This window comes from Mycobacterium sp., from assembly GCF_025933915.1.
In the GTDB taxonomy this organism is placed as follows: domain Bacteria; phylum Actinomycetota; class Actinomycetes; order Mycobacteriales; family Mycobacteriaceae; genus Mycobacterium.
Window position 1 is genome coordinate 22,137 of record NZ_JAICZA010000018.1, and the last position, 25,595, is coordinate 47,731.

A 25,595-nucleotide genomic window follows, 5' to 3' on the forward strand; every position below is an offset into this window, starting at 1 on the left:
CGGCTAGGCGCTCAGATCGATGCGATGCGCGCCCTGGACGCCGTCGTACCGATCGGGACTGCAGGTGAGCACGATCACCTGTCCGTAAGTCCCGACGCTGTCGAACAACTGCCCCATCTTGGCCAACCGGTCGGGGTCGGTGAAACCCAGCGCGTCGTCGACGACCACCGGGACGGCGTCCTCCTTGGCGACCAGGGCGGCGCCGGCCAGCCGGGCCAGGATGCCGAGTTGCTCCTTGGCGCCGCCGGACAACGAGGCGTAGGGCACCGTGATCCCGTTGAGCGTGCGGCTGCGGATGCACAGGTCGCTGTCGATGTCGACCTCGAAACTGGGGCCGAACACGGGACGTCCGAGCCGCTGCAGCTCCGCGCGGTAGGGCTCGACGTAGCGCTGCCGGGTGGTGTCACGGTGGCGCGTCATAACAGAGCGCAGCAGTTGCGCGGCCCGCGCCCGCCCGCCGATTTGGCCGTGTTCGGTGGCGGCGTGCTCGCGTTCTGTTTCCGCGGCGTCCAGCTTGCCCTGGCGCCCCTCGCTGCCGAATACCGAGAGTTCGATGGTGATCTCGCGCAACGCGCGGGCGGCTTCTTCGTAGCGTTCGCGCAGCGACTCGGCTTCCTTTGTGGCCTCGGCCAATTCGGCGGTGGCTGCATCGGGAGACGCTGCCGCCAAGGCATCGGCGAGCTCGGTGGCCCGTTGTTCCGCGGCTTGCTCGGCGCGCAAAGCCGTGTCCGCCGAGGACGCCAGTTCCTCGTCGCTGGCCGAGGCGCGCTGCGCGGCCAGCCGGGCGGCGGCCGCCTGCAGCTCGGCGCGTTGAGCTTCCAACGTGTTCTGCAGGACGGTTGCCCTGGTCGATAAGTCGGCCAGCCCTGCGGCGGCGGTGGCGGCGGCCTGGCGGCGTGCCTCGTATTCGCTCGACGCGGCCACGCGACTCTGCTGGGCCGCGTCGAGTTCGGCGCGGGCAGCGCCGATGTCCGTGACACCAAGGTCCGGCTCGGCCGGGTGTTCGGCGCGTAGCTGCTCCAGGCGCGCGCGCAGCTCGTCGATCTGCTCGTCACCGCACAAACCGGCCAGGGTGGCGCTGAGCTGATCACGGGTGCTCTGCAACTCGCGGCGACGCTGGTCGGCCGATCGCGCGGCGGTGAGGTCGGCCACCTCACCGGTTGCCAGCGCCGCGGCCATCTCGTTTTGTGCCGCAGCGTGTTTCGCGTGAATATCCAGCGTGGTCGCGCCGGGGATGACCCGGGCGGTCAGGACACCGGGAACCTCGACCTCGGTGGTCCCGGCGGCGGTGATCGACCAGCTTTGCCCCGCCGCCAAGGAGATCCGTTCGCCACCCACCACAAGATGAACGTCTGCCGCAGCGGTGAATTCGATCGCCGCCGACGTCGATGCCAACTGGTCGCCGATGCGCTCGACCGCGGCGGCGGCGTCCTCGATTCGTCGCAGCAATTCCTCGGTGACGGCTATCGTGCTGAGCTCGGCGCAGATTCGCTCACGATCCCGCTCGATGGCATCGACCTTGGCCAGCCGAGTGCTCAACCGGTCGGCCTGCTCGCGGTCGGCGATCCGGTCGACGGCCTGCCGCGCGGCATCGACCCGGCACTGCAGGTCGGCAAGGACCTGGGTGGCCTGCTCGAGCGTGACGTCGCAGGCTTCGGCCTCGGCAAGCGCCGCCGAGTGCGCGGCCGCAGCCTTGAGGACCTGGGCTTCGGATTCGGCGACAGCGCCGGCGCGGGTGTCGATTTCGGCGAGCAGCTGCAAACGTCCGGTGTGGGCGGCGCCCGCCGCGGCGCTCGTGGCCGCCGCGGCGGCGGCGACCAACTGGGCTTCGCGCCGCTGCGCGCTGAGTTCTGCGATCCGCTCGGCGGCTTGCCGCGCGGCCGCAACGCGCGGGCCGGCAGCGATACGGCGCTGGGAGAAGTCGGCCACCTGCTCGGTCAAAACGGCGTGGCGAGACACCCGCTCGTCGACCTCGGCGACCGCGGCCGCACACTCGGCGACCGCCGCCTCGGCGTCGGCCAGCCGGGCGATCGCGGCGGACCACTCGCCCGTCGGACGTCCGGTCGGGGTGAAATACCGCCCGTACTCGGCGTCGATGCGGTCGATGAGCAACGGCTCGGTGCCGCACAACCCGCCGCTGTCACCGGCGGCGACATCAAGGGCACGCGACAGCGCGTCGCACCCGGACAAATCCACCGCGGCGGTCGACGCCGACTGCAGCACTCGCTGGGCATGCCACAGGTCGCTGTCCACCGTCTCGGCCAGCATCGCCCGGACCCGTTCGTGGGCTTCGTCGCCGGTCAGCTGTTCGCGGCACGGCGTGATGACCGTCAGCTCCGTTTCGCACTTCTTGTGAAACCGCTTGCGATAGACGAAACGATATGGGCCGCAACTGATTTCGGCGGATACCTCGGAGCCCACGTCGCTGTGGGTGGGTTTGACCTGTTTGACTTCCTTCTTCGTCGAGCGATCCCGCGATTCCAGGAGCAGATCCAAGGCTTCGATCATCGACGACTTGCCGATCTCGTTGGCGCCGCACACCACCACGACGCCGTGGTCGGGGAATTCGATTTCCCGGTGCGAGATGCCGCGGTAGTTCGTCAGGACCAACCGGTGCAGCTTCACGCCGCGCCCCGATCGGTGAGCCGCAGCAGTAGCGCCAGCGCCGCCTGCGCGTCCACGGCGGTGCGGGAGTTCTCCTCGCGCGCCGTCGCCACCAGCTCCTCGACCGCCGCGGCGGCGAATCCGCCGATACCGAGATCACTGAATTCGCCGTCGGCCGGGATCACCGCCAGGTCGGTGTGGCGTTCCCACAGGCCCAGCCAGGCGAACAATCGTGCGTATTTGTCCAGGCAGGCGTCCAGCGCCGCGCGGTCGGTGACCGTCAACGAACCGGTGAGCGCCAAGCGCACCACGGTCCGGTCCTTCTCGGTCATCAGGTCCAGGTTCACGTCGAGGTCGGCGATGTCGCGGCTGCTGTCGACCTGCCGGTGCATCGTGACGAAGCGCCAGCATCCGACGTGCCGTGCGGTCACGGAGACAGCGCGCCGCGGGTCGGCCTCGTCGACGTCGACGACCAGGACGTGGCCCGGGTCGGATTCCACGTCGTCGAAGTTGGTGACTTCCGGCGACCCGGAGTACCACACCCGGCCGCTGCCGCCGACCTGTGTCAGTGAGTGCTTATCCCCCAGCGCCACATAGTGCACCGCACCGCGGGACACCGCGTCGTCGAGCGTGGCGAGCCGGATCAGCGAGGGCTTGTCCCGATCGGGGTCCAGCGCGTCGACTCCGCCGTGCGCGACGAGGATTCGGGTGCTCGCGGCTGCGGGCAGGCCGTCCAGGACGTCGGCGACCAGGTCGGTGGTCGGCACCTTCGACCGCCACGGCGCGGCGACGATTTCCAGCCCGGGGCGAACCTGATGGATCCCGGGCCGGTCGAGCACCATCACGTTGTCGGGACGCTCGGCGGTGAACAGCGCGCTCGTGTACACCGATGAGGCGTCCAGGGGATCGTGGTTACCCGGAAGCAGATACACCGGAATTCCGATGCCGCGCATGGCTTCCAGGGACTGCCCCACGACCTTCGGCGGAAGCTGGTTGTGCTCGAAGACGTCGCCCGACACGACGACGAACTCGGCGCCCACTTCCGCCGCGAGCGCACCCAGACCGGCAACCGCGTCGCGGCGGGCCGCCGAATAGCGTGGCTGGGCGTCGCCGGCGAGGAAATGCCGGGTCATACCCAGTTGCCAGTCGGCGGTGTGCAGGAATCGCATGCCGCGACCCCCTTTCGAACTGCGTGTTTACCGGGGCATCGCGAGTTTAGGTCTGTGCACCGACAAGACGCGGGACCTCGATCGGCAGGTCTTGGTGTGAGAAATCCGGCCAGATCCTGGAGTTCTTGATCGGCGGATCGAGTCCGGACCGAAACCGACTCGAGGTCGCGGTCAAAAACCCTCGCGACCATGCCCCAGATGACTTGCACCAGTGTGAATCAAGACCAGAAGGCCTGCACAAGTCGCTGCAGTCAGTCTCGCATGCTGGTACTCGGGAACTGCCGCAATACCTGGAGATCGACCCGGTCGAGGTGCCATGGCAGCACGCTGCAGAAAGCGAAGTAGTAGATGGTTGCCACACAAGCTAACTTGGCGGGTTCACAGGCCTGCCGGGATTCGGAAACGCCGGGTTGGTGTAGGCCGGCGTCTGTGGCTCATCGCCGGGATTCGGATTCATGGTCGGTGGTGGCCCGGACTCTGGCTCAGCTGATGGAGGCGGGGGTGCCCGATGTTCGGGCGGCGGCGGCTTGGGCACCAAATAGTTCTTCCACGCGCCCGGTGGATTCGGTGCAGGGCCGATGGTGTTATCCGGCCAGCGCCATGAACAGCTACCGGAAGCACCCCCGAAATCGCCTGCGGGAATGGTCAACCCAAAACCCATGAAGCTTCCACCGATGGGGGCGTTGCCACCGGGACCGCCCATGTTCCATCCGCCGTATTCGCAGTGCCAGTGCGTGCTGTTCTCTTCGATAGGAAAATCGCAGTAGTACGTCGTGGCCCCCGCCTCGAAAGTACTTCCGCCAACACCCGGATAGTCGCACACGCCGGGACCCGGAAGGTTGCCGCCCGGCCCGGCCCAGGCTGCCGGCGAATTGAGGATTACCCAGAAGGCAACTCCCGGCGCCACAAGTAATCTAATTCCCGTGCGCAACGACTCTTTCACTGTAACGCCTTCTGGCTTCGGCAATGGCAGCGCGTGCCACGAGCGGGGGACCGCTATTCCAAGTTCTACAACGCCCGGGACAAACTCGCAGAGGAATTAGGATTCGTCCCCCTAGGCGTCCTGGCCGTCGGCGCCGAGACCGTGCTGCCAGTCGACCGATCGTCTCCATTCGCTAGGCCTACCGAATACAACCGAGTTCGGCCCGTTCGTCTGCCAACCAACACCGGCCACCACCCCGGAAACTGCTCGACGACCGGGATGACGACGACTTGCCGCACTGATTATTCTGATTGCTCGTGACTGGCCAGCGCACCTTGCTGTTGATGCGGCACGCGAAGTCGGATTACCCGCCCGGTGTCGCCGACCACGACCGGCCGTTGGCGCCGCGGGGCATCCGGCAGGCCGGACTCGCCGGCGATTGGTTGCGCACCAATGCGCCCGCCATCGACGGAGTGCTGTGCTCCACGGCGACACGCACCCGGGAGACGTTGCTCAACACCGGCATCGACGCGCCGGTGCGATACAGCGAGCGCCTCTACGCCAGCACCCCCGGCACGTTGATCGACGAAATCAACACGGTGGACGACGCCGTCGGCACGCTGCTAGTCATCGGGCACGAACCGACGATGTCAACCCTGGCGCTGGGGCTCAGCGGTGCCGGGGACGCGAATGTCGATGCCGCCGAACGAATTTCGGCCAAGTTCCCCACGTCGGCGATCGCGGTGCTCACCGTGCCGGGCACGTGGAAAAAGGTGGAACTCGGCGTGGCCACGCTCATCGGGTTCGAGGTGCCGCGATGAGCCTCGATCAGGAGTTGGTGGCCAGCGTCAGCTCCATCAGCTTGATAGCCTGCCCGCACGCATCGATACCCGGCGCCTGCGGGTTGATCCACCAGCCGACCACCCCGGCCGCGTCGCTGGCCACGCCGCACGCACCGTTGGCGTCGTCGGGACGCATCACAATCGAGTCGATCCCGGCGATCGGCCGCGACTCGATCTTGTATTTCAAGAACTCCGCGACCTTGCGCTCGTTGCTCAGACTGCCCTGCTCGAACCAGAACCGGGTGATGTCGATCAGGCCGGCCGGATTGGCCGCCTGCCACCGGCAGATCGCGCCGACGAACGTGCTCTGAATATCGAGTGGATCGGCACCCACGGTCTTGGCCAGGATGTCGCTGGTCAAGACCTCACATTCCTTGAGCAGGTTCGGATATTGCTGCTGGGAGTTGTTGTTGCGGGGCACGTTGCCGCCCGCCTTGACCGCGTTGCCCCCGATCGACCTGGAACAGCCCGTCAACACCAGCAGCGCGGCCATCACCACGGCTGCGGCTGCGCGGGCCGTCGTCCTGCTCTGCGATCCGGCGCGCATCGAGGCGATCATTTCGAGTTCGCAATCGACTGACGAGCCAGTTCTTTCGCGATGTCGCACGGCGGCGGGAACGGCTTCTGACTGAAACTGACCGACCACTCGATGAAGTCGTCCTGGAACTGAATGCCCACCTCGCACAGCGAGTCACCCAGGTTGGGCTCGTTCCCGACGGCGATGAAACCGCCGTGGCCGTTGATGTTGATGTCGTCGACGCTGGCACGTGAGAGCTCCTCGGTCTTGCGTTCGCGTCCGATCGGGCTACCGCGATACCAGGAGAAGGAGAAGTGCGGCCCGAGGATTCCGCCGCCGGCGAGCCACTGGCATCCGACGGAGTTCCGGGCGGTATTGATCAGTCCGCTCACCCTGGTGAGCTCGGCCACCGTCTGATCGCTGATGCCGCCGCATTGCGGGAACATCGGCCCGTGGTTGCCTTGCCCTTTCTGCGGCGTCGACGACGCCGTCGCTCCGGGTTTGTTGCCGCCGGAATCGGAGCAGGCCGCCACCGCGGGAATCAGGATCGTCAATGCTGACGCCACAAGGGCCAGCGCCCTCGCGTTACGCCGCACCGCTGCTCTGCTTCCGTTCCGCCCGCTGCTGGTCCACACGATGCACTGTAGCGGCAGCCCAGCGGGTCAACCACCGACGCGCCTGAGCAGGGATTTCCACGCCGCAAACCCGGGCGGTGCGGGCGTTGAGCGTCGGGCGGTTGGCGGGGACGCCCGGGCGGACGGTGTGCGACAGTTACCCAATGCTCCTGGCACTGCTGCGCCAGTACATCCAGCCGTACCGCCGGCTGGTCGCGGTGCTGATGGTGCTGCAGCTGATCAGCAACCTCGCGTCGCTGTACCTGCCGACCGTCAATGCCGCCATCATCGACGAGGGCGTCGCCAAGGGCGACACCACCACGATCGTCAGGCTCGGCATGGTGATGCTCGGGGCCACCGGATTGCAGGTGCTGTGCTCGATCGGGGCGACCTATTTCGGGTCCCGGACCGGGATGGGCTTTGGTCGCGACCTGCGCGCCGCGGTGTTCGAACACGTCGTCACTTTTTCCGAACGCGAAACCGCCCGATTCGGCGCGCCGACGTTGCTGACGCGCAGTACCAACGATGTGCGGCAACTCCAGTACCTGGTCCAGATAACGGGCACCGTGCTGGTGACGGCCCCGATAATGTGCCTCGGCGGAATCGCCATGGCCGTCCACCAGGAGGCCGCGCTGACGTGGCTGCTGCTGGTCAGCGTGCCGATCATGGCGGTGGCCAATTACTGGGTGATGTCGCACACGCTGCCCCTGTTCCGCAGAATGCAGGGCCTGATCGACGGCATCAACCGGGTGATGCGGGACCAGCTGGCCGGCGTCCGGGTTGTCCGGGCGTTCGCCCGGGAAGGCTTCGAGCGTGACCGCTTCGCGCGAGCCAACACCGCGCTGTCGAATACCGCACTGACCGCGGGCAACTGGCAAGCGTTGATGCTGCCGGTGACCACGCTGACCATCAACGTGTCCAGCGTGGCCCTGATCTGGTTCGGCGGACTGCGGATCGATCGCGGCCAAATGCAGGTCGGCTCGTTGACCGCGTTCTTGGCGTATTTCACCCAGATCCTGATGGCGGTGTTGATGGCGACGATGACGCTGGTGGTGTTGCCGCGAGCGTCGGTATGCGCCGAGCGGATCACCGAGGTGCTGCGCACCCGCCCCGCCGTCCGAAACCCGCCGAGCCCGAAATCCCCGCCGGGACGGATCACCGGGATAGTCCGCTTGGACGGCGCGACATTCACCTATCCGGGCGCCGATCGCCCGGTGCTGCAAGGTATTTCGTTGACCGCGCGGCCCGGAACCACCACCGCGATCGTCGGCAGCACCGGTTCGGGAAAATCGACGCTGGTCTCCCTGATCTGCCGGCTCTACGACGTGACCGGCGGCGCCGTCCTGGTCGACGGCATCGACGTCCGCGACTACCACACCGAGCGGCTGTGGTCGGCGATCGGTCTGGTCCCCCAGCGTGGCTACCTCTTTTCCGGAACGGTCGCCGACAACCTGGGTTACGGCGCCGCCCCGGGACAGGTCATCACCGACGAGGACATGTGGGAAGCGTTGCGGGTGGCCGACGCCGACGGATTCGTGCGCGCACACGATGACGGACTGCACATGCGGGTCGCCCAGGGCGGCATCAACTTTTCCGGCGGGCAACGGCAACGACTCGCCATCGCCCGGGCCGTCATCCGCCACCCTGCCATCTATCTGTTCGACGATTCGTTCGGCGCACTCGACGTGCACACCGACGCGCGGGTGCGCGCGGCCCTCGAGCAGATATCGAGCGTAGCCACCGTCATCGTTGTCACTCAACGGGTCTCGACTGCCGCGCAGGCCGACCAGGTGATCGTCATAGACGGCGGGAGATTGGTGGGCACCGGCACGCATGAGTCACTGCTCACCGACTGCCCCACCTACGCCGAGTTCGCCGACTCGCAAACAGTGGGCGCCGTGCGATCAGGTCAGGTCGGGGGCACCCAATGACCTTGTCGACCAACACCCCCGCCCGCGGCGCGGTCCCGGCCCCGGCCGGGCGGTCCCGCGATTTCTGGGGCTCGGCCGCCCGCCTGGTGAAACAGCTTGCACCGCAACGTCGGATGAGCATCGCGGTGATCACACTGGGCATCGCGGGCACGGTGATCGGGGTGATCGTTCCGCGGATCCTCGGCCACGCCACCGATCTGCTGTTCAACGGCGTCATCGGGCGCCGGCTGCCCGCCGGCATCAGCAAGGCACAGGCCGTCTCCGCCGCGCGCGACCGGGGTGACAACACCTTCGCCGACTTGCTGTCCGGGATGAATGTAGTGCCGGGCCACGGTGTGGACCTGGGCGGCGTGGCCCGGACGCTGACGGTGGCGCTGGCCCTCTATCTCCTTTCCTCGGTACTGATCTGGGTGCAAGCCCGGCTGCTCAACCTCACCGTGCAGCGCACCATGGTGGCGCTGCGTTCCGATGTCGAGCACAAGATCCACCGGTTGCCGTTGTCGTACTTCGACGGCCGCCAACGCGGCGAGCTGCTCAGCCGCGTCACCAACGACATCGACAACGTCCAATCGTCAGTGTCGATGACGATCAGCCAGCTGCTGACGTCGGTTCTGACCGTGGTGGCGGTGCTGGCGATGATGCTGTCCATCTCGCCGCTGCTGGTCGGCATCACCGTGCTGACGGTGCCACTGTCGCTGCTGGCGACGCGGGCGATCGCGCGACATTCCCAGCGCCTGTTCCGCGCCCAGTGGACGAGCCTCGGGCACCTCAACGCCCACGTCGAAGAGACCTACAGCGGGTTCACGGTGGTCAAGACGTTCGGCCATCAGGCCGCGGCCCGCGAGCGGTTCCGCAGCCTCAACGACGACGTCTACCAGGCCAGCTTCGGCGCCCAGTTCTTCTCCGGACTGGTGGCACCCGCGACGACGTTCATCGGCAACCTCGGCTACGTCGCCGTCGCCGTGGTGGGCGGTCTGCAGGTGGCCACCGGGCACATCACCCTGGGCGGCATCCAGGCCTTCATTCAATATGTCCGGCAGTTCAATTCGCCACTGAGCCAACTGGCCGGGATGTACAACACCCTGCAATCCGGGGTGGCCAGCGCCGAGCGCGTCTTCGCCCTGCTCGACGAGCCCGAAGAATCGCCGGATCCCGCACCCGCCGGGCCCCGGCCCACCGACACGACTCACCGACCGGGTGGGCGCGTCGAGTTCGCGCACGTCAGCTTTGCCTACCGCCCGGGCGCTCCGGTGATTGAAGACCTCTCGCTGGTGGCCGAACCGGGTAGCACGGTGGCGATCGTCGGACCGACCGGAGCCGGCAAGACCACGCTGGTGAACCTGCTGATGCGGTTCTATGACGTCGACGCCGGCCAGATCCTCATTGACGGTGTGGACATCGCCACGATGGACCGGCAGTCGCTGCGCTCGCGGATCGGCATGGTGTTACAGGACACCTGGCTCTTCGACGGGACGATCGCGGAGAATATCGCCTACGGACGCCCGGAGGCACGCGACCACGAGGTGGTTGCCGCCGCCGAGGCGGCCTACGTCGACCGGTTCGTGCGGTCGTTGCCGGACGGCTACCATACCCGGGTCAGCGGCGACGGCGCCAACATCAGCGCCGGCGAAAAACAACTCATCACCATCGCACGCGCATTTGTTGCCCGCCCGCAGCTGCTGATCCTGGACGAGGCGACCAGCTCGGTCGATACCCGCACCGAGGCCCTCATCCAGCACGCCATGTGTGAACTGCGCCGGGACCGGACGAGTTTCATTATCGCGCATCGTCTTTCGACGATCCGCGACGCCGACCGCATCCTGGTGGTCGAGGCCGGCCGGATCGTCGAACAGGGCGACCATGCCCAACTGCTGGCCCGGCGTGGCGCCTACTACGCGATGACCCGGGCCTGACAACCACGCGCGGCTGAAGTTGGCCATCGCGCCAGGTGACCGGCATGTTCGGCGGTACAATATAATTCGCGTTCGGAATTAGCGATCACGCTGGTCGCGAACGCATTTCGGACCATCCGGTGCCACAGTGTGTGACGTGGCGGGGCGATGACGGTGCCGACATGCCGGCGGGGCCCGGCCGGTTCATCGCCGAAGAAGCCGCCGGGGTGCATGGGCCGCCGGGCTGCACAATGGTGACCGCATCCGCATCTGCGACCACGAATTCACCTTTCAGCTCGCCGCTGACGACCAACACGAGGCCTAAAAGCCACGCGGTCCGTGGGCACCCACCTGACAGATAACTGTCGCCGTTATCGTGGTTATTGTGCGGCGGGACGGCTGCGCACTTACCGTCAGGATGGCTCAGTCACCGGCCCCGACCGCGCGTCCGCACGCAACGCTGTCATACGACCCGCGGGCCGGGAGGTCTGGTTGGAAGGACGAGGAATGAGCGACGAGCAGGCCTCACGGGTGGGGTCGATGTTCGGGCCCTACCACCTGAAACGGCTGCTGGGCCGCGGTGGGATGGGTGAGGTCTACGAGGCCGAACACACCGTCAAGGAGTGGACCGTGGCGGTCAAACTTCTTTCCAAAAGCTTCAGCAGCGACCCCGTTTTCCGCGAGCGGCTGAAACGTGAGGCCCGCATCGCCGGACGTATACAAGAACCCCACGTGGTACCCGTGCACGACTACGGTGAAATCGACGGCCAGATCTTTTGGGAAATGCGTTTGGTCGAGGGCGTGAACCTCGACAGCGTGCTCAAACGCTTCGGTCCGCTGGCCCCGCCGCGCGCGGTCGCCATCATCACACAGATCGCCTCCGCGCTCGACGCCGCCCACGCCGCCGGGGTTATGCACCGCGACGTCAAACCGCAAAACATCCTGGTCACGGCTGACGATTTCGCTTACCTCGTCGACTTCGGCATCGCGAGCGCCACCACCGACGAAAGACTCACCCCACTCGGCACCGCCGTCGGCACCTGGAAATACATGGCGCCCGAACGGTTTTCCGATGCCGAAGTCACCTACCGCGCCGACATCTACGCGTTGGCGTGTGTGCTGTTCGAGTGCCTGACCGGGTCCCCGCCCTATCGGGCAGACAGCGCCGGCGTGCTGATCTCCGCCCACCTGACGGACCCGATACCCGCGCCCAGCCAGCACCGCCCCGATATCCCCGACGCCTTCGATGCGGTAATCGCCCGGGGTATGGCCAAGAGGCCCGAGGACCGCTATGCGAGCGCGGGCGACCTCGCACTCGCCGCCAAGCAAGCGCTCAGCAGCCCCGACCGAGACCGCGCCGCCACCATCGTGCGTCGCAGTCAGGAGGCCGCACTGCCCACGGTCGGCGGCCCCGATCCCCGGCTGAACACCGCACCGGCGCCGCCCGCGCCGCCTCCCCCGCCGTACCAGCCCGCCTTCCACACCCCGCCGCCGACACCGCCCGGGGCGCCGTATTACCAAGGGGGCAACGCCAACTGGGGCGGCCCGCCGCCGCAGTTCGCCAACACGACGCCCTGGGGCCCACCCCCGCTCAAACCGCGCCGTCGTGTCTGGCCCGTCCTCGCGGCCGTGGCCGCCGTGCTGGTTCTCATCGTCGGCGGAGTGAGCATCTGGCTCCTCATTCGACCTGAGCCCGAACCGCCGACTGCCGCCCCGCTCGAGGCCGACCGTCTCAGCGGACTTCTGCTCGCTCCGTCCGACATCAACACCGTGATGGGCGCATCGACGATGCAGCCGGGCAAACCCATTACGTCAACCGACAATCCGTCGGTGACGGTGTCGACACCCGACTGCCAGGGCGCGCTCTACACGACCCAAGACCCGGTGTATACCGGCACCGGATATACCTCGGTCAGCGGACTGATCTCCTCAGAGCCCGGCGACAAACACGACCACTGGGTCAACCAGGCCGTCGTGCTGTTTCCGTCCCCCGACAAGGCCAAGAGCTTCCTGCAGAACTCCGCGGAGAAGTGGAAGGGCTGCGCCGGCAAGACGGTCACCGTCACGAACAACAGCAAGACATACCGGTGGACGTTCGCCCAGGTCCAAGGGGGTCCGCCGAAGATCACGCTGATGGATATTCAGGAAGGCGGCGACGGTTGGAAGTGCCAGCGGGCACTGAGCGTGGCCAACAACGTGATCGTCGATATCAACGCGTGCGGGTACCACGTCAGCGATCAAGGCGCTCAGATCGCGGACAAGATCGTCGCCAGGATCGACAACGAGTAGCCCGACGGCTGCGCGCCAAGACCGTAGGGCGTGTTACGACGGCAGATCGGGGCCCTGCGCGCGCAGGTCGTCAACCGCCGTCATCGCATCCCGCAATTTGGCCAGCCACTCCTCGGCATGCTCACCGACCAGCTTCACCGACCACGCGAGGGCGTCGGCGCGTGACCGGGCGACCCCGGCATCGACCAACGTGTCGAGCACCTGGCGTTCTGGTTGCTTCAGCCTAGTCATGACAGGTACTGCGATGTGGGTGAACAGAATTCGTTCCGTGCCCGTTGCGGAGCCGACCTCGACCCCCCAGGAAACCTTGCGGCCGTAGCGATCCTGAGCTTCGTCGGCGATATGCATTCGCTCGGACCGGGTTTCCTCGCGGAATCGTGACGCACGCCCGACCGCGCGGGCCTCGCTCTCCTCGCTTTCGGAGTTCGCCGCGTCCGCGAGCTTTCCGATGACGGTGATCTCCTCGCGGTCGACGGTCACCGTGGGATCACCGTCGAACCACTTTTCGGGAAGACGCCCGGCGAACCATTCCGCGGCGTCGCTGGCGTCGGGTTGCTGGGCCTGCTGCCAGCCTCCGGGGCGGCCGTATCGGCGGCCGTGTGTGTGATGAGCCTTCATGATTACATGATTACACCGTTACGGGGATAAAAGAACAGCGTTCACCGGCAGCGAAGAGATGGTCGGTCGCCGATCTCATCCCGGACCGGAAAACCCGTTGATCCGGGCTGTTCGACGGCGTATTTTGGGTAGCGAAGCAGGCCCGGGAAGCGACCAATTCGAAGCGCCGGAACACGGGGTAGGAATCCGGCCGCGTAGGACACGCGTAAGACGGAGTCAGACGCCCCCTCGAGTCGCACCGGGCCTGCCCATATCGACACCATCGGCGGCCGCCGTGAGCGGCGGTCAGTTCTCGCCGTCGCCCCGGCGGACGCGAAACAGTTTGACCTCGCCCTTGATGCCCTTGAGGCGGCGGGCACCGGCGAACGATCCCGAAAACTCACCGCACTCCCCGATGACGTCCCACACCGAATCCGCGACCAGGACCGTGCCCGCGCGCGCCACGCCGGTGACGCGGCTCGCCACGTTGACCGGACTGCCGAACCAATCGCCCGCCCGGCTTACCGCCATGCCGGAGGCCACCCCCGCCCGCAACCGGGGAAAGTCGTTGTCGGAATCGACCGAGTCGACGAGTTTCACGACGACATCGAGCAACGGCTGCGGCTCGGGGCAGACGAACATCACCGCATCGCCGATGGTCTTGATGAAACGCACCGGAGGAACAGCCATGTCACGGGCGAGGATGGCCAGCCGGTTGGCCAAATGGCCCAGCTCTTCGGGCGTGACCACCTCGCCTAAGCGAGTGAAGCCGACCAGGTCAGCGAAGGCAACGCTGATTTGGCGCGCGCCCGGGAGCGGCTTGCCGGCGGCGCGCTCCGCGGCATTGACCGCTTCGGTCTCCATCATGTGGCGCAGCTGCATGAACAACATGTTCTGGATCATCGGGCCGAGCATGGGTGCGATTTTGCTCACCAAAGCCTTTGAGGCTTGGGCGATTTCGAGCTCACTGGCGCCCGGGTGGATGATCGCCGAAAGGGCGGAGTACCGCATGACTTCGGCGGTCCGCGACAGACCTTCGGCAAGCACCCGAACCACGAGAACCACGTGGTCGGGATCCAGTCCCAGCTCAACGAACCGCTGGCTGAAGGCGGCGGCTTCACCGTCGGCGCGCATGTGAACGACCGCGTCGGGGTCGTCGACCCGGACCAGACCGATGGCGCGCTGCACGCGCTGCAGCAGCCCCAGGTCGATGCCGTGGGTCTCGCTGATCTCCCGGGTGGACACGTACGTGCCGTCGTCGCCGATGAGGTGGCGGGTGGCCAGCAACAGAGGCGGATTGGTCGCCCGGATCTCCTCGGCGGTGACGCCCTGGTCGAACAGCCACTTCACGAGTTCGGCCCGTTCGGTGCGCGCGGTTCCCTCGAGCCCTTCGAGCAGGTCGTCGATGGTGTGGTCGTCCCCGGGATGCACGTCGCCAACGTACAACGCCGGTGCGTCATGATGTGAGGTGATGAGCACACCGTTGCTGCGGGGATTCCCGCCGGTCGTCGACGAGCGCGCCAGGACGCTGATCCTGGGCTCGTTTCCCAGTGTGCAATCACTGGCGGCGGACCAGTACTACGCCAATCCGCGCAACGCGTTCTGGTCGATCACCGGTGAGCTTTTCGGCTTCGACGCGGCCGCGCCCTACGACAGGCGTCTGGCGGAACTGCAATCCCACGGGGTCGCCCTGTGGGATGTGCTTCACGCTTGTCGCCGCGGCGGCAGCGCCGACTCGGCCATCGATCCAAAGAGCCTGGCGGTCAACGATTTCGGCGGCCTGTTCGCCGATTACCCCACCATCACGGTGGTGTACTTCAACGGCGCCAAGGCCGCCGAGCTGTACCGGAGGCTGGTGTCAGCACCCGACGAGATCCGCTATCACCGGCTACCGTCGACCAGCCCGGCCCACGCGATGCGGCCGGGTGCCAAGCTCGCGGCTTGGGCGCCGATCGCGAGCGCCGCGCAGCGCTACTAAACGGTTATGACACCGGCGGCCGGCGCAGCGCCCACGGTCGGGCGGCTTCGATCTGCGCAGACACCGACAACAGCGTCGCTTCGTCATACGGCCGGCCGACAAGTTGGACCGACATCGGCATGCCGTCTCCGTCGAAGTCCCACGGGACCACCGCGGCGGGCTGTCCTGTCAAATTCCAGATCTGTTGGTAGGGAACGTACTGCCCCACCCTCAGCAGCGTCGACACGGCGCCGCGCCGTTGATAGGCGCCGATGCGGGATGGGCCCGTTGCGGTTCCGGGCGTGACGACAACGTCGACGTCGTCGAAGATCGCCTGGATCCGCGAGATCACGGCCCCCTCGGCCGCGCGGATCGCCTCCATCCGACGGTCCGAGAAGTAAGACCCCAAGCGGGCCATGTTGCGGGTACGCGCTTCCAGACGTTCCGGGTGTGCCAGGGCGTCCGCGTCGTCGCAGATGCCGCGCAAGTACCGAGGCAGGTAGTTGGCGAGCATCGCCGAGGCCGGATATTCCGGATCGGCGGTGATGACGTCGTGGCCGAGATCGCGAAGTAACGCACCGGCCTGGTCGACCGCCGTCAACTCCGGCTTGCCGACGCGGACCGGTAGGGGCGTCGGGACCTTGGTGCTCAACGCAATTCGCAGCCGACCGGGGTTGCGCGTCGCCGCGCTCACGAACTCCCCTTCGGGCCCAGGCACCGTCGAGGTCGCATCCAGGAACAAGGCAGCGTCGATCACCGTCCGGGCGATCGGGCCGTTGACGCTCAACCCGTACCAGGCATTGTCATGCGGTTCCAACGACACCCGATCGCGTTGCGGCTTCAGGCCGAACACGCCGCACCAGGTCGCCGGGATGCGAATCGAGCCGCCCCCGTCGGATCCCAACGCCAGCGGAGCCAGCCCGGCCGCGACCGCGGCGGCACTGCCCCCGCTGCTGCCGCCTGGCGTGCGTCTGGGATCCCACGGATTACGGGTAGCTCCGAAGGTCAGCGACTCGGTGTAGGGCAGCATCATCAGCTCGGGCACATTGGTTTTGCCGATGATGACGGCGCCCGCGGCGCGCAGGCGGCGCACCACCTCCGCGTCGGAGGTCACCGCGGGCCCGTGTCCGCCGCTGCCGAACGTCGTGACCTCCCCGGCGACGTCGACGTCGTCTTTGATCGCGATCGGCACGCCGAGCAATGGCAACCGTTCGCCCGCGTCCAGGCGGTCCTGCGCCACGGCGGCCTCGTAGCGAGCGTCGTCGGCGAGCACCACGCGGTAGCAACGCAGCTGGCTGTCCAGGTGCGCAATCCGCTCCAGGTATACCTCGAGCAACTCCGGTGCGCTCAGTTCACCGTTGGCCAGCATGCGCGCTTGTGCCGCCGCGCCGGCGAAGGCGAGATCGTTCACTGCGGCAGCGTATCGCCCTAAATCGGCCGGGCCGCCGCTGGTCTCGGGTGGTTGCGGCGGAACAACCAAGTACCGTGGGCCACATGTCCTGCGTGTTCTGTGCGGTCGTCGCCGGCGAAGCTCCAGCCATCCGGATCTACGAAGACGACGACTACCTGGCGATCCTCGACATCCGCCCGTTCACCCGCGGCCACACGCTGGTGGTGCCCAAACGGCACAGCATCGATCTCACCGACACCGCGCCGGAGACGCTGGCCGGAATGGTCACCCTGGGCCAACGCATCGCCCGGGCGGCGCGCACGACGGAATTGGCCGACGCAACCAACATCGCCATCAACGACGGCAGCGCCGCCTTCCAGACCGTATTCCATATCCACCTGCACGTCTTGCCGCGCCGCAACGGCGACAAGTTGTCGGTGGCCAAAGGAATGCTGCTGCGCCGCGACCCCGATCGGGACGCCACCGGCCAGATTCTGCGCAACGCGCTGACCCGGATCGACGCAAGTCGGCCAGATTAAATTCGTTGCGGGCCGTCCCCTGGTGAAGCAAGCCGGGGCTCGTCGACTGCGCGTTTACGACAGCTAGACCCACCCGATCACGGCCGGTGTCGCACCAACCTGGCAAAAGCCACACTTCGCGCACATCTGCAGCGGTTTAATGCCCTGTAACTCGTGGTGAAGCGTTCGTTTCTTCACCACACAGCAGGGGAGCGGCTAGAGCGGTTATGAGACGGCGGGCGGTGAATCCGTGGCGGCGGGCTGGGGTGCCCGCGCCCGCTGGGTGGCGGCTCGCCGGCGTATACGGCGCAGCCACCGTGTTGATCCTGCTGTCGTCGTCCTGGGGATGGCGCGGCCCGTACGGCACGCATCCGGCCAATGGCTTCGTCATCGCGGTATGCCTGGCCATCACGGCGGCATACGCCGGGCGCGCGGCCCGCTTCAAGGCCCCACGGCAGCGATACGGCTGGCTGGCGCTGGTAACGGCCCTGCTCGGCTGGGCGGCCGGTGAAATCATTTGGGCGGTCTACGACGTGCGCCCGGAATTCGACCACGCCACTCACCCTGCGGCCGCCGAGTTCGTGCTGCTGTTGTGGCCGGTCGGCGCCATGACATCGTTGGTGCTGCTGTCCCAGTTGTCTCGCAACAGTCCCCGGCGTCTGCTTCTCGACGGTCTCATCGTGGCGACGTCGCTGTTCGTCATCGCCTGGGTGTTCGTGGTCGAAGCGCAGCTGCAGGAGCATTCCGGTGCGCGGCTGGTGACGCTGGCGGAGGTCTTCGCCGACATCGTCCAGGTGACGACGGCGATCCTGATGCTGTCCCGGGCCCGTCCCGGCGACCGGCCGAGCCGCAGCCTGCTGGCCGGTGGCGTCGCCACCATCTGCATCGCCGACATGATGCTGGTCTTCTATACCGGTATCGCCAGCTATCACACGGGCGGTGTCGGTGACCTGGTGCGAGTGACGGGGCTGGCGATATTGGCGCTGGCAGCACTGGCCGCCGTGCACGAGCGTTCCGGGCCGGCATCGCCGGATGAGATCGAGTTCCGGACGCGGCTGTGGCTGCCCTACCTGCCGCTGCTCCTGGCCGCCGCGGTGGGCTGGGCGCACGCGGCGGGCAATTCGCTGCACGACCCGATGATCGGCGCGCTGGGCATACTGGTGGCCGCCGTCCTGGCCCGGCAGTTCGTCGTGCTGATCGAGAACCAGGATCTGCTCTCGGAAGTCGCGCGGGAGGCTTTTCGTGACCACCTGACCGGTCTGGCCAATCGAGCGCTTTTCCTGCAGCGGCTGGAACAGGCCGTCGCGCGCCGGCATCCCGACGGCATGCCCATCGCGGTGTTGTCCCTGGATCTCGACAACTTCAAATCGGTCAACGACGCCCTGGGCCACCCGGCCGGCGACGAACTCCTTGTCCGGGTGGCCGGGCGGCTCACCGCGGCGTTAGGGGAAAGTGGCACCATCGCCCGGCTTGGCGGCGACGAATTCGCGGCGCTCATCGAGGCTTCCGTCAAGGAATCGCAGGCGGCCGCGCATCGGATCCTCGACGCATTCGCCGGGGCCATTCTGATCGACGGCATTCCGATCACGGTCCAGCCGAGCATCGGATTCACGGTGTGCACCGGCGCATCGACGTGCACAGTCGATCAGCTGCTGCGGCATGCCGACCTAGCCATGTACGCCGCCAAACGTGAAGGCGGGCAATGCATCCGCAGCTTCATGCCCGACCTGCCCTTGCCGTATGCGTTTCCGCCGTCTCCCGGATCGAGGGGATCCGCCGTCGCGTCGCGCGTCGCCGACAGCGTCAGCGCCGAGGTCACGCCGCGGGCGTCGCCGCCGGTTTCCGACGTCGCGACAGGAACATCGAACCAGCCCTCCGGCGATGTCGCCGACGCCGTCCGTCGGCCACCGCGAGGCCTTCGGGCCGCCTTCGCAGTGCTGGCGATCGGGGTGATCGCCTTCGCCGTTTCCAGCGGCGTACATCCAGCCGCCGGACATGGCATGTTCTCGGCCACGACGCTGTATTCGGCGCTGAACGTGTTGGCGGCCGGTCTGATTGGCCTTCGTGCGTACCGCGTACCGGCTGACCGGTTGGCATGGTCGCTGATCGCCGCCGGCATGGTGTTCTCGGCCGCGGGTGACATCGTCTACGCCCTGTGGGTGCCCAACGGTCGATCCCCGTCGGTGGCCGACCCGGTGTACTTGGTCTACTACCCCTTCGTCTATGCCGGGCTGCTGCTACTCATGCGGGCACGGTTCAAGCGGCTGCCGATCCCGATTCAGCTCGATTCGGTGGTGTGCGCCCTGACGTTGGCGGCGGTGGCCGCGGCCTTGACGGAGGGTCCCATCCGGGCGGCGACATCACGCGCACCGGCGACCGTATGGATGGGTCTGGCCTATCCGTGGATTGATCTGGTGCTCCTGGCCCTGGCTGCCGGTATGTTACCAATACTCGGTTGGCGCAATGAGGTTCGCTGGGCGCTGCTGATGGCCGGATTGGTCTTGTTTGCGGTGGCGGATGGGGCGTACCTGTTCCAGACGACCGCCGGCTCATATCGGGCCGGCTCCCTGCTGGATGCCTGCTGGCCCGCGTCGTCGCTACTCATCGCGATGGCGAGTTGGTCCCCTTCGTCGCCCACGGCGCCCCCACCCAGACGCCGATTCAGCCCCTATGTCACTCCGGTGGCGACCTCCCTGGTAGCGCTGGGAGTGATTGTCCTGGCGCATGATTCGCGAGCCGCCGCGACGCTGGCAGCACTGAGCCTGGTCATGGCGGCCGGTCGGTTCTCGCTGACCTTCCGGGATGCGAGCCTGCTGCAAACGAGCGACAAGCACGCCATGAGCGATGAGCTGACCGCGCTGCCGAACCGCTACTCACTGGCGAGCGCCCTGACTGCATTACCCGCTTCCGCGGCGCCGGGACCCACGTCGGTGCCGAGCCGAGGGCACGCGCGGCGGGCATTGTTGTTGTTGAGCCTGAGTGATTTTCACGAGATCACCGATTCCATCGGCCGCCAATTCGGCGATGAGCTGATGTGTCATATCGCAAACCGATTGTCCGGCAGTGTCCGTCGCGACGACCTGCTCGCGCGGGTGGGTGATGACCAGTTCGCCGTGCTGCTCGCGGACGGGGCCAATCTCACCGCCGCCAGCGCTCAGGCGGGACGGCTGCTGGAAGCTCTGAGTGAGCCGATCGCCTTGGATCCGATCACCGTGCAAGTCGAAGGCCGCATCGCCATCGCGCTGTGTCCCGACCACTGCGACCATCCGCAAGAGCTGCTGAGCCGCGCCGAGACCGCCATGGCACACGCCAAATCCGCCCAAAGCAAGATCGCGGTCTACGACTCGTCGTTTGAGGTATATCGGAACAACGACCCCAACCTGATCGAAGAGCTGCGGACGGCATTGTTCGACACCGACGAGCTGAGATTGCACTACCAACCCAAGATCGACGGGCGCGACGGCAGCGTTCACAGTGTCGAGGCGGTGCTGCGCTGGCAGCATCCCACCCGCGGAACACTGCTGCCGGAGGAGTTCTTGCCCCTCGCCGAACGCGCCGGACTGATGCGCAAGATCTCCAACCGCACACTGAGCATGGCTCTCCAACAGGTGCGGTGCTGGCGTGAGCAGGGCATCACGCTCACTGTCGCGGTGAACCTGTCGACGACCAACCTGCTCGACATCGAGCTCGTCGGTACCGTCGAGCGGCTGCTGGCAAACTACGACCTACCCGCAGACGCGCTCATCCTCGAGATCACCGAGAGCGCGCTGGTGGACTCCGTACGATCCCGCAACACCGTCGCCGCATTGCAGCGCCTGGGAATTCGCATATCGATCGACGACTACGGTACCGGCTGGTCGTCATTGGCTCGCCTGCAAGAGGTTTCGGTCGACGAGCTGAAGTTGGACCGGATTTTCGTAACGCGCTTGGCTCACGACGCACGATCGGTCGCCATCGTGCGGTCCACGGTGGCGCTGGCACACAACCTGGGCGCCGACCTCGTCGCCGAGGGCGTCGAAGACGAGGCGACCCTGAACGCCCTGCGACGCTATGGCTGCATGATCACCCAGGGTTTCGTGCACAGCCCACCCTTGCCGGCCGAAGACTTGCGGGCCTGGATCGCCGCCCACGCGCCAGATCCCCACTCCAGCCCGTCCAACCCGAGGGCGTGACGGGGAGTCAGAACAGCTCTTTGGCCAGCAGCTCCAGCGTCGCGACGCGCGCCGGCGCGGCGTTGGGGTCCGTGCCGCGGCGGGCCGACGCCACCGGGTTCACCATCACCTCGTCGACGCCGAACCGTTCGGCAAGCGCCCGGATCTGCTCGGCGGCCTCCGCCGGCGCACCCAGGACGGCGTGTTGCAGACCGCTCTGGACTATCCGCTCCTGCTGTCCCGTCAACTCGGCAACCGCAGCCTCCTCGACCAGCGGCACCGGCCCCAGCGGCTGCCCGGTCCGCAGCCTGGCCATCATCTGCAGGTTGGGCAGGATCAACGCCGTTGCCTCCGCCCGGGTTTCGGCCACCGTCGCGTTGACCGTCAAAAACGTCAGCGGCTCCGCGGCCACGGCGCTGGGCGTGAATCGGGAGCGATAGAGCTCGAGCGCCTCTTCGGTTCCCTTGCCGGAGAAGTGATGTGCGAACACGTACGGCAACCCCTTGGCGGCGGCCAAATGCGCCGAATACATCGACGACCCCAGTAGCCATAGGCGCGGTTCGGTCGCGGCGGCCGGGGTGGCCTTGAGGGTGTAGTCGCCCGAGCGCAACGGAACCCGCACGCCGCCCGCGCTCATCAGCGCGGCCACGTCGTCGAGGTACTCGGGGAAATTCTCCACGTCTCGACCGTCATTCCCACCGCGCAGGGCATATGAGGTCACCGGGTCGGAGCCCGGTGCCCTGCCGATGCCGAGGTCGATGCGGCCCGGGGCGGCGGCTTCCAGCAGCGCGAACTGCTCGGCCACCGCCAGCGGCGCGTGGTTGGGCAGCATCACCCCACCCGAGCCGAGCCGTAGCTGCGAGGTCTGCGCGGCCAGATAGGCGATCACCACCGGCGGGCTGGTGGCACCGACCGAGGGCATGTTGTGGTGCTCGGCGACCCAGTAGCGAGTAAAACCCAGCCGATCCGCGGCCTGCGCCAGCTGCACGGTTGCCGCCAGCGCGTCGCCGGTCGTCTGGTCGGTGCGTACCGGGATGAGATCAAGGACGGAAAGACGCACGATGGCGTCAACGCGCGCGGACCCGCAAACGTTCCCGACCCGGGGCGACGCGGCTCAGTAGTCCTTCGGGACGATCGAGGCGACGATGCGATCGAACACCTCTTGCGGTATCGGTGCACCGCCCGGAATGTTGTCCACGACCAGCCATTGGTTGCGCTGGACGTAGTCGCCGAACTCGCGCTGGTAGTTGGCGAATCCCCGTTCGTGATCGGCGGTTCCGTCGTGGGAAGCAGACTTGAGCTCGCCGGCCAGGATGTAGGCGCCCAGCAGCGCGACGCTGGTTCCCTGACCCGACAGGGGCGAGCAGCAATACCCGGCGTCACCGACCAGCGCCACCCTGCCGCGCGACCAGCGGTCCATCGTGATCTGAGACATTTCGTCGAAGTAGAAGTCCGGTGCGGTCCGCATGTAGTCCAGCAGTTGCGGGCGAACCCATCCGTCGCCGGTCATGCGCCGCTCCAGCTCGGCGAACTGGGCCTCGATGTCGCGGTAGTCGATCCGCAGATCCGTCTCCACGAAACCCAACATGGCCCGGGCCTCGGCGTTGTTACGCGCGCTGTAGACCCCCGCCATGGTGGAGTCCCCGTAATGCCACATCTGCCAGTAGTCCAGGCCCAAGAAATTGGGCACGGTGAAGATTGCGGCATGCGTGCCCAGCCGCTCGATGAAATTCTCTTCCGGCCCGAACGCCAATCGCCGCACGTTGGAGTGCAATCCGTCGGCGCCGATGACGAGATCGAATTCGCTGGGCGCGGCACGCTCGAAGGTGACGCGGACGACCGCACCATCGTCATCCAACGCGGTGATGGTGTCGTCGAAGATGTAGTCTGCCGTCCATTGGCTTGCGCCGTAGAGCAATTCGACCAAGTCATCGCGCAGCAACTCGATGTCGGGGCTATCGATAGGCCCGCCGGTGGGTGTCGATTCGGTGTCGCGGGACACTTCATTACCGTCACGGTCGACGACCGAGGAGCCGCGGATTTGCGTCTTGCGCTTCTGGGCGGCACCCAGCAGCCCCATCCGGTCCAGCACGGTCAGCGCCGGACCCCGCACGTCGATCGCCTGACCGCCCGGTCGCGGCCCGCGATGGCGCTCCACCACGGTCACCGAATGACCATGCCGCCCAAGCCAAAACGCGGCCGCCGTACCCGCCACACTGGCGCCGGATACCAGAACCTCGCTCACTTGATCCCTGCCAGTTCCTTTGCTTTGCGGAAGACGTCGTCGAGCATTGCTGGTGTCAACCTACCGGTGAACATGTTTTGCTGGCTCGGGTGGTAACAGCCGAGCAACCGCACGCCGGGTGCCAGGTCGGCCACGACGCCGTGGCCGAACCGGGGCTTGCGCGCCGCTGCTGGGCCGGCGGCGCCAGGGAGTCGCAGCGCGATTTGCCAGCCGAATCCGCCCAGGGCCACGACCGCACGCACGTGGCCGGACACCAGCCGCCATTCGGCCTGCAGCCAGGGCCAGCAGGTGTCCCGCTCGGCCGGTGTCGGGGCGTTGGCCGGAGGCGCACACCGCACCGGCGCGACGATGCGAATCTGCTTGGTCCGCAACCCATCCGCAGCGTCGACGCTGGTCGGTTGGTTCACCAGACCGGCCCGGAACAGCGCCGCGTACAACTGGTCGCCCGAGCGGTCGCCGGTGAACATCCGCCCCGTGCGGTTGGCGCCGTGCGCCGCGGGTGCCAGCCCGACGATCAACAGCCGGGGCCGCGCCGATCCCCAGCTCGGTACCGGCCTGCCCCAATAGGGTTGGTCGGCGAAGGCCCGGCGTTTGACGACGGCTACCTCCTCGCGCCAGTCGACCAACCGCGGGCAGGCCCGGCACACGCTCACCAGGGCATCGAGTTCGGGTATCGAGGTGGCGCGGTCCGCGAACGCGATGACCTGAGCGGCGTCGGCCGCCACCGCGGTCCGCGGTGTGGCCGGATCACCCGGCCATCCGGTACCGGCGCCAACCGGAGAGTCGAACGGCTGGCCGGTGCGTGGGTGGTCGAGCACATGAACATCCTGCATTCAGGCGCCACGTCATGCGGACCCGGGCACCGTCCGGGGCCGTGACACGGGCTTACTATCGGGCCGTGAGCTCTGACGCCCTGGCCAGCCTGATCGCCGACCTGCCCGAAGGGATGGTCATCACCGACGCCGGCGTGACCGAGGGCTATCGCCAGGACCGCGCTTTCGACCCGTCGGCCGGCAAACCGCTGGCCGTGGTGCGGCCGCGGCGCACCGAAGAGGTGCAGACGGTGCTGCGCTGGGCCGCCGCGCACCGAGTGCCCGTCGTGACCCGGGGCGCGGGCAGCGGCCTGTCCGGCGGGGCGACCGCCCTGGACAACGGCATCGTGCTGTCCACGGAGAAGATGCGCGACGTCGCCGTCGACCCCGTCACCCGCACCGCGGTTTGCCAGCCCGGCCTGTTCAACGCCGAGGTGAAGAAGGCCGCCGCCGAACACGGCCTGTGGTATCCGCCGGATCCGTCTTCGTTTGAAATCTGCAGCATCGGCGGCAATATCGCCACCAACGCCGGCGGGCTGTGCTGCGTGAAGTACGGCGTCACCACCGACTATGTGCTGGGCATGCAGGTGGTGCTGGCCGACGGCACCGCAGTCCGGCTGGGTGGCCCACGCCTCAAGGACGTGGCGGGCCTTTCGCTGACCAAGCTCTTTGTCGGCAGCGAGGGCACGCTGGGCGTCGTCACGGAGGTCACGCTGCGGCTGGTACCCAAGCAGAACGCGTCCAGCATCGTGGTGGCCGGCTTCTCGTCGGTACAGGACGCGGTCGACGCGGTGCTCGCGGTCACCGCGCGGCTTCGCCCCTCGATGCTGGAGTTCATGGATTCGGTGGCGATCAACGCCGTCGAGGACACCCTGCGCATGGACCTGGACCGTCAAGCGGCGGCCATGCTGGTGGCCGGGTCCGATGAGCGCGGCCGGGCGGGAAGCGAAGACGCCGAAATCATGGCCAAGGTGTTCGCGGAAAGCGGTGCGACGGAAGTGTTCTCGACCGACGATCCCGACGAGGGCGAAGCGTTCGTCGCCGCGCGGCGGTTTTGCATCCCGGCCGTCGAAGCCAAGGGTTCGTTAATGCTCGAAGATGTCGGGGTGCCGCTTCCCGCGCTGGGCCGGCTGGTCACCGGGATC

Annotated in this window: 18 protein-coding genes; 8 read left to right on the forward strand and 10 right to left on the reverse strand. The window is 67.2% G+C overall.

The genetic code is table 11. The annotated features are described in order from the left end of the window. Positions 1–3: 3 nt before the first annotated feature. Together Q0W90_RS04795 and Q0W90_RS04800 are read right to left on the reverse strand one after the other, a co-directional pair. On the reverse strand, positions 4–2,625 hold the full coding sequence (locus Q0W90_RS04795) for an AAA family ATPase (RefSeq protein WP_297773400.1): 2,622 nt from the start codon (positions 2,623–2,625) through the stop codon (positions 4–6). Then, complete coding sequence (locus tag Q0W90_RS04800) at positions 2,622–3,773, reverse strand: exonuclease SbcCD subunit D (protein ID WP_297593132.1); 1,152 nt, start codon at positions 3,771–3,773, stop codon at positions 2,622–2,624. The genes Q0W90_RS04795 and Q0W90_RS04800 overlap by 4 nt, the downstream gene beginning before the upstream one ends. A gap of 1,239 nt (positions 3,774–5,012) precedes the next feature. On the opposite strand from Q0W90_RS04800, the gene Q0W90_RS04805 reads away from it, so the two are divergent. Continuing rightward, positions 5,013–5,516 (forward strand): histidine phosphatase family protein, encoded by a 504-nt coding sequence (locus Q0W90_RS04805; protein WP_297593128.1) that lies wholly within the window; start codon positions 5,013–5,015, stop codon positions 5,514–5,516. 7 nt (positions 5,517–5,523) lie between these two features. Here the strand turns inward: Q0W90_RS04805 and Q0W90_RS04810 are convergent, their stop codons facing one another. After that, positions 5,524–6,096, reverse strand: coding sequence for a DUF3558 domain-containing protein (locus Q0W90_RS04810; RefSeq protein WP_297593126.1), 573 nt, complete (start codon positions 6,094–6,096; stop codon positions 5,524–5,526). After that, positions 6,093–6,650 carry a DUF3558 domain-containing protein gene (locus Q0W90_RS04815; protein ID WP_297593124.1) on the reverse strand — a complete coding sequence of 186 codons (558 nt, stop codon included), beginning with the start codon at positions 6,648–6,650 and terminating at the stop codon, positions 6,093–6,095. Before Q0W90_RS04815 ends, Q0W90_RS04810 begins: the two co-directional genes overlap by 4 nt. 182 nt (positions 6,651–6,832) lie before the next feature. On the opposite strand from Q0W90_RS04815, the gene Q0W90_RS04820 reads away from it, so the two are divergent. From Q0W90_RS04820 to Q0W90_RS04830, 3 genes are all read left to right on the forward strand, one after another. Beyond that, entirely contained in the window at positions 6,833–8,599 is a 1,767-nt protein-coding gene (locus tag Q0W90_RS04820; RefSeq protein ID WP_297593122.1) for an ABC transporter ATP-binding protein, read from the forward strand. Next, complete coding sequence (locus Q0W90_RS04825) at positions 8,596–10,512, forward strand: ABC transporter ATP-binding protein (protein ID WP_297773403.1); 1,917 nt, start codon at positions 8,596–8,598, stop codon at positions 10,510–10,512. The genes Q0W90_RS04820 and Q0W90_RS04825 overlap by 4 nt, the downstream gene beginning before the upstream one ends. A gap of 486 nt (positions 10,513–10,998) precedes the next feature. Next, positions 10,999–12,780: a serine/threonine-protein kinase PknH/PknJ gene (locus Q0W90_RS04830; RefSeq protein WP_297593118.1), complete on the forward strand. Its 1,782-nt coding sequence runs from the start codon at positions 10,999–11,001 to the stop codon at positions 12,778–12,780. A gap of 33 nt (positions 12,781–12,813) precedes the next feature. Here the strand turns inward: Q0W90_RS04830 and Q0W90_RS04835 are convergent, their stop codons facing one another. Beyond that, entirely contained in the window at positions 12,814–13,398 is a 585-nt protein-coding gene (locus Q0W90_RS04835; RefSeq protein ID WP_297773405.1) for a hypothetical protein, read from the reverse strand. 285 nt (positions 13,399–13,683) lie between these two features. Then, on the reverse strand, positions 13,684–14,808 hold the full coding sequence (locus Q0W90_RS04840; RefSeq protein ID WP_297773408.1) for an adenylate/guanylate cyclase domain-containing protein: 1,125 nt from the start codon (positions 14,806–14,808) through the stop codon (positions 13,684–13,686). A 40-nt stretch (positions 14,809–14,848) separates the two neighbouring features. Here Q0W90_RS04840 and Q0W90_RS04845 point away from each other — a divergent pair, with 40 nt between their 5' ends. Beyond that, on the forward strand, positions 14,849–15,355 hold the full coding sequence (locus Q0W90_RS04845) for a DNA-deoxyinosine glycosylase (protein WP_297593112.1): 507 nt from the start codon (positions 14,849–14,851) through the stop codon (positions 15,353–15,355). 4 nt (positions 15,356–15,359) lie between these two features. On the opposite strand, the gene Q0W90_RS04850 is transcribed toward Q0W90_RS04845, so the two are convergent. After that, the gene (locus Q0W90_RS04850) at positions 15,360–16,745 is read right to left on the reverse strand and encodes an amidase (protein WP_297593110.1); all 1,386 of its coding nucleotides are present in this window, start codon (positions 16,743–16,745) and stop codon (positions 15,360–15,362) included. A gap of 83 nt (positions 16,746–16,828) precedes the next feature. On the opposite strand from Q0W90_RS04850, the gene Q0W90_RS04855 reads away from it, so the two are divergent. Together Q0W90_RS04855 and Q0W90_RS04860 are read left to right on the forward strand one after the other, a co-directional pair. Further along, entirely contained in the window at positions 16,829–17,263 is a 435-nt protein-coding gene (locus Q0W90_RS04855) for an HIT family protein (RefSeq protein ID WP_297593108.1), read from the forward strand. Positions 17,264–17,469: 206 nt separating this feature from the next. Beyond that, positions 17,470–21,414, forward strand: coding sequence for a bifunctional diguanylate cyclase/phosphodiesterase (locus Q0W90_RS04860; protein WP_297697489.1), 3,945 nt, complete (start codon positions 17,470–17,472; stop codon positions 21,412–21,414). Positions 21,415–21,421: 7 nt separating this feature from the next. Here Q0W90_RS04860 and Q0W90_RS04865 read toward each other — a convergent pair whose 3' ends face one another. From Q0W90_RS04865 to Q0W90_RS04875, 3 genes are read right to left on the reverse strand one after another with little or no spacing between them, the layout of a single operon-like run. Beyond that, the gene (locus Q0W90_RS04865) at positions 21,422–22,453 is read right to left on the reverse strand and encodes an LLM class flavin-dependent oxidoreductase (RefSeq protein ID WP_297773412.1); all 1,032 of its coding nucleotides are present in this window, start codon (positions 22,451–22,453) and stop codon (positions 21,422–21,424) included. A gap of 54 nt (positions 22,454–22,507) precedes the next feature. Continuing rightward, positions 22,508–23,638, reverse strand: a complete 1,131-nt coding sequence (locus Q0W90_RS04870) for an FAD-binding protein (RefSeq protein WP_297773415.1) — start codon at positions 23,636–23,638, stop codon at positions 22,508–22,510. Next, positions 23,635–24,471 carry a uracil-DNA glycosylase gene (locus Q0W90_RS04875; RefSeq protein ID WP_297773417.1) on the reverse strand — a complete coding sequence of 279 codons (837 nt, stop codon included), beginning with the start codon at positions 24,469–24,471 and terminating at the stop codon, positions 23,635–23,637. Before Q0W90_RS04875 ends, Q0W90_RS04870 begins: the two co-directional genes overlap by 4 nt. A 65-nt stretch (positions 24,472–24,536) precedes the next feature. On the opposite strand from Q0W90_RS04875, the gene Q0W90_RS04880 reads away from it, so the two are divergent. Beyond that, positions 24,537–25,595: FAD-binding protein (locus Q0W90_RS04880; RefSeq protein WP_297773421.1), on the forward strand; the 1,059-nt coding region annotated here is incomplete at its 3' end.

Bases quoted from the DNA above. Each gene is read 5' to 3' on its own strand.
- Q0W90_RS04800 (WP_297593132.1), bottom strand. From the start codon at position 3,773: ATGCGATTCCTGCACACCGCCGACTGGCAACTGGGTATGACCCGGCAT.
- Q0W90_RS04810 (WP_297593126.1), bottom strand. From the start codon at position 6,096: ATGATCGCCTCGATGCGCGCCGGATCGCAGAGCAGGACGACGGCCCGC.
- Q0W90_RS04820 (WP_297593122.1), top strand. From the start codon at position 6,833: ATGCTCCTGGCACTGCTGCGCCAGTACATCCAGCCGTACCGCCGGCTG.
- Q0W90_RS04825 (WP_297773403.1), top strand. From the start codon at position 8,596: ATGACCTTGTCGACCAACACCCCCGCCCGCGGCGCGGTCCCGGCCCCG.
- Q0W90_RS04830 (WP_297593118.1), top strand. From the start codon at position 10,999: ATGAGCGACGAGCAGGCCTCACGGGTGGGGTCGATGTTCGGGCCCTAC.
- Q0W90_RS04835 (WP_297773405.1), bottom strand. From the start codon at position 13,398: ATGAAGGCTCATCACACACACGGCCGCCGATACGGCCGCCCCGGAGGC.
- Q0W90_RS04845 (WP_297593112.1), top strand. From the start codon at position 14,849: ATGAGCACACCGTTGCTGCGGGGATTCCCGCCGGTCGTCGACGAGCGC.
- Q0W90_RS04855 (WP_297593108.1), top strand. From the start codon at position 16,829: ATGTCCTGCGTGTTCTGTGCGGTCGTCGCCGGCGAAGCTCCAGCCATC.
- Q0W90_RS04860 (WP_297697489.1), top strand. From the start codon at position 17,470: ATGAGACGGCGGGCGGTGAATCCGTGGCGGCGGGCTGGGGTGCCCGCG.
- Q0W90_RS04875 (WP_297773417.1), bottom strand. From the start codon at position 24,471: ATGCAGGATGTTCATGTGCTCGACCACCCACGCACCGGCCAGCCGTTC.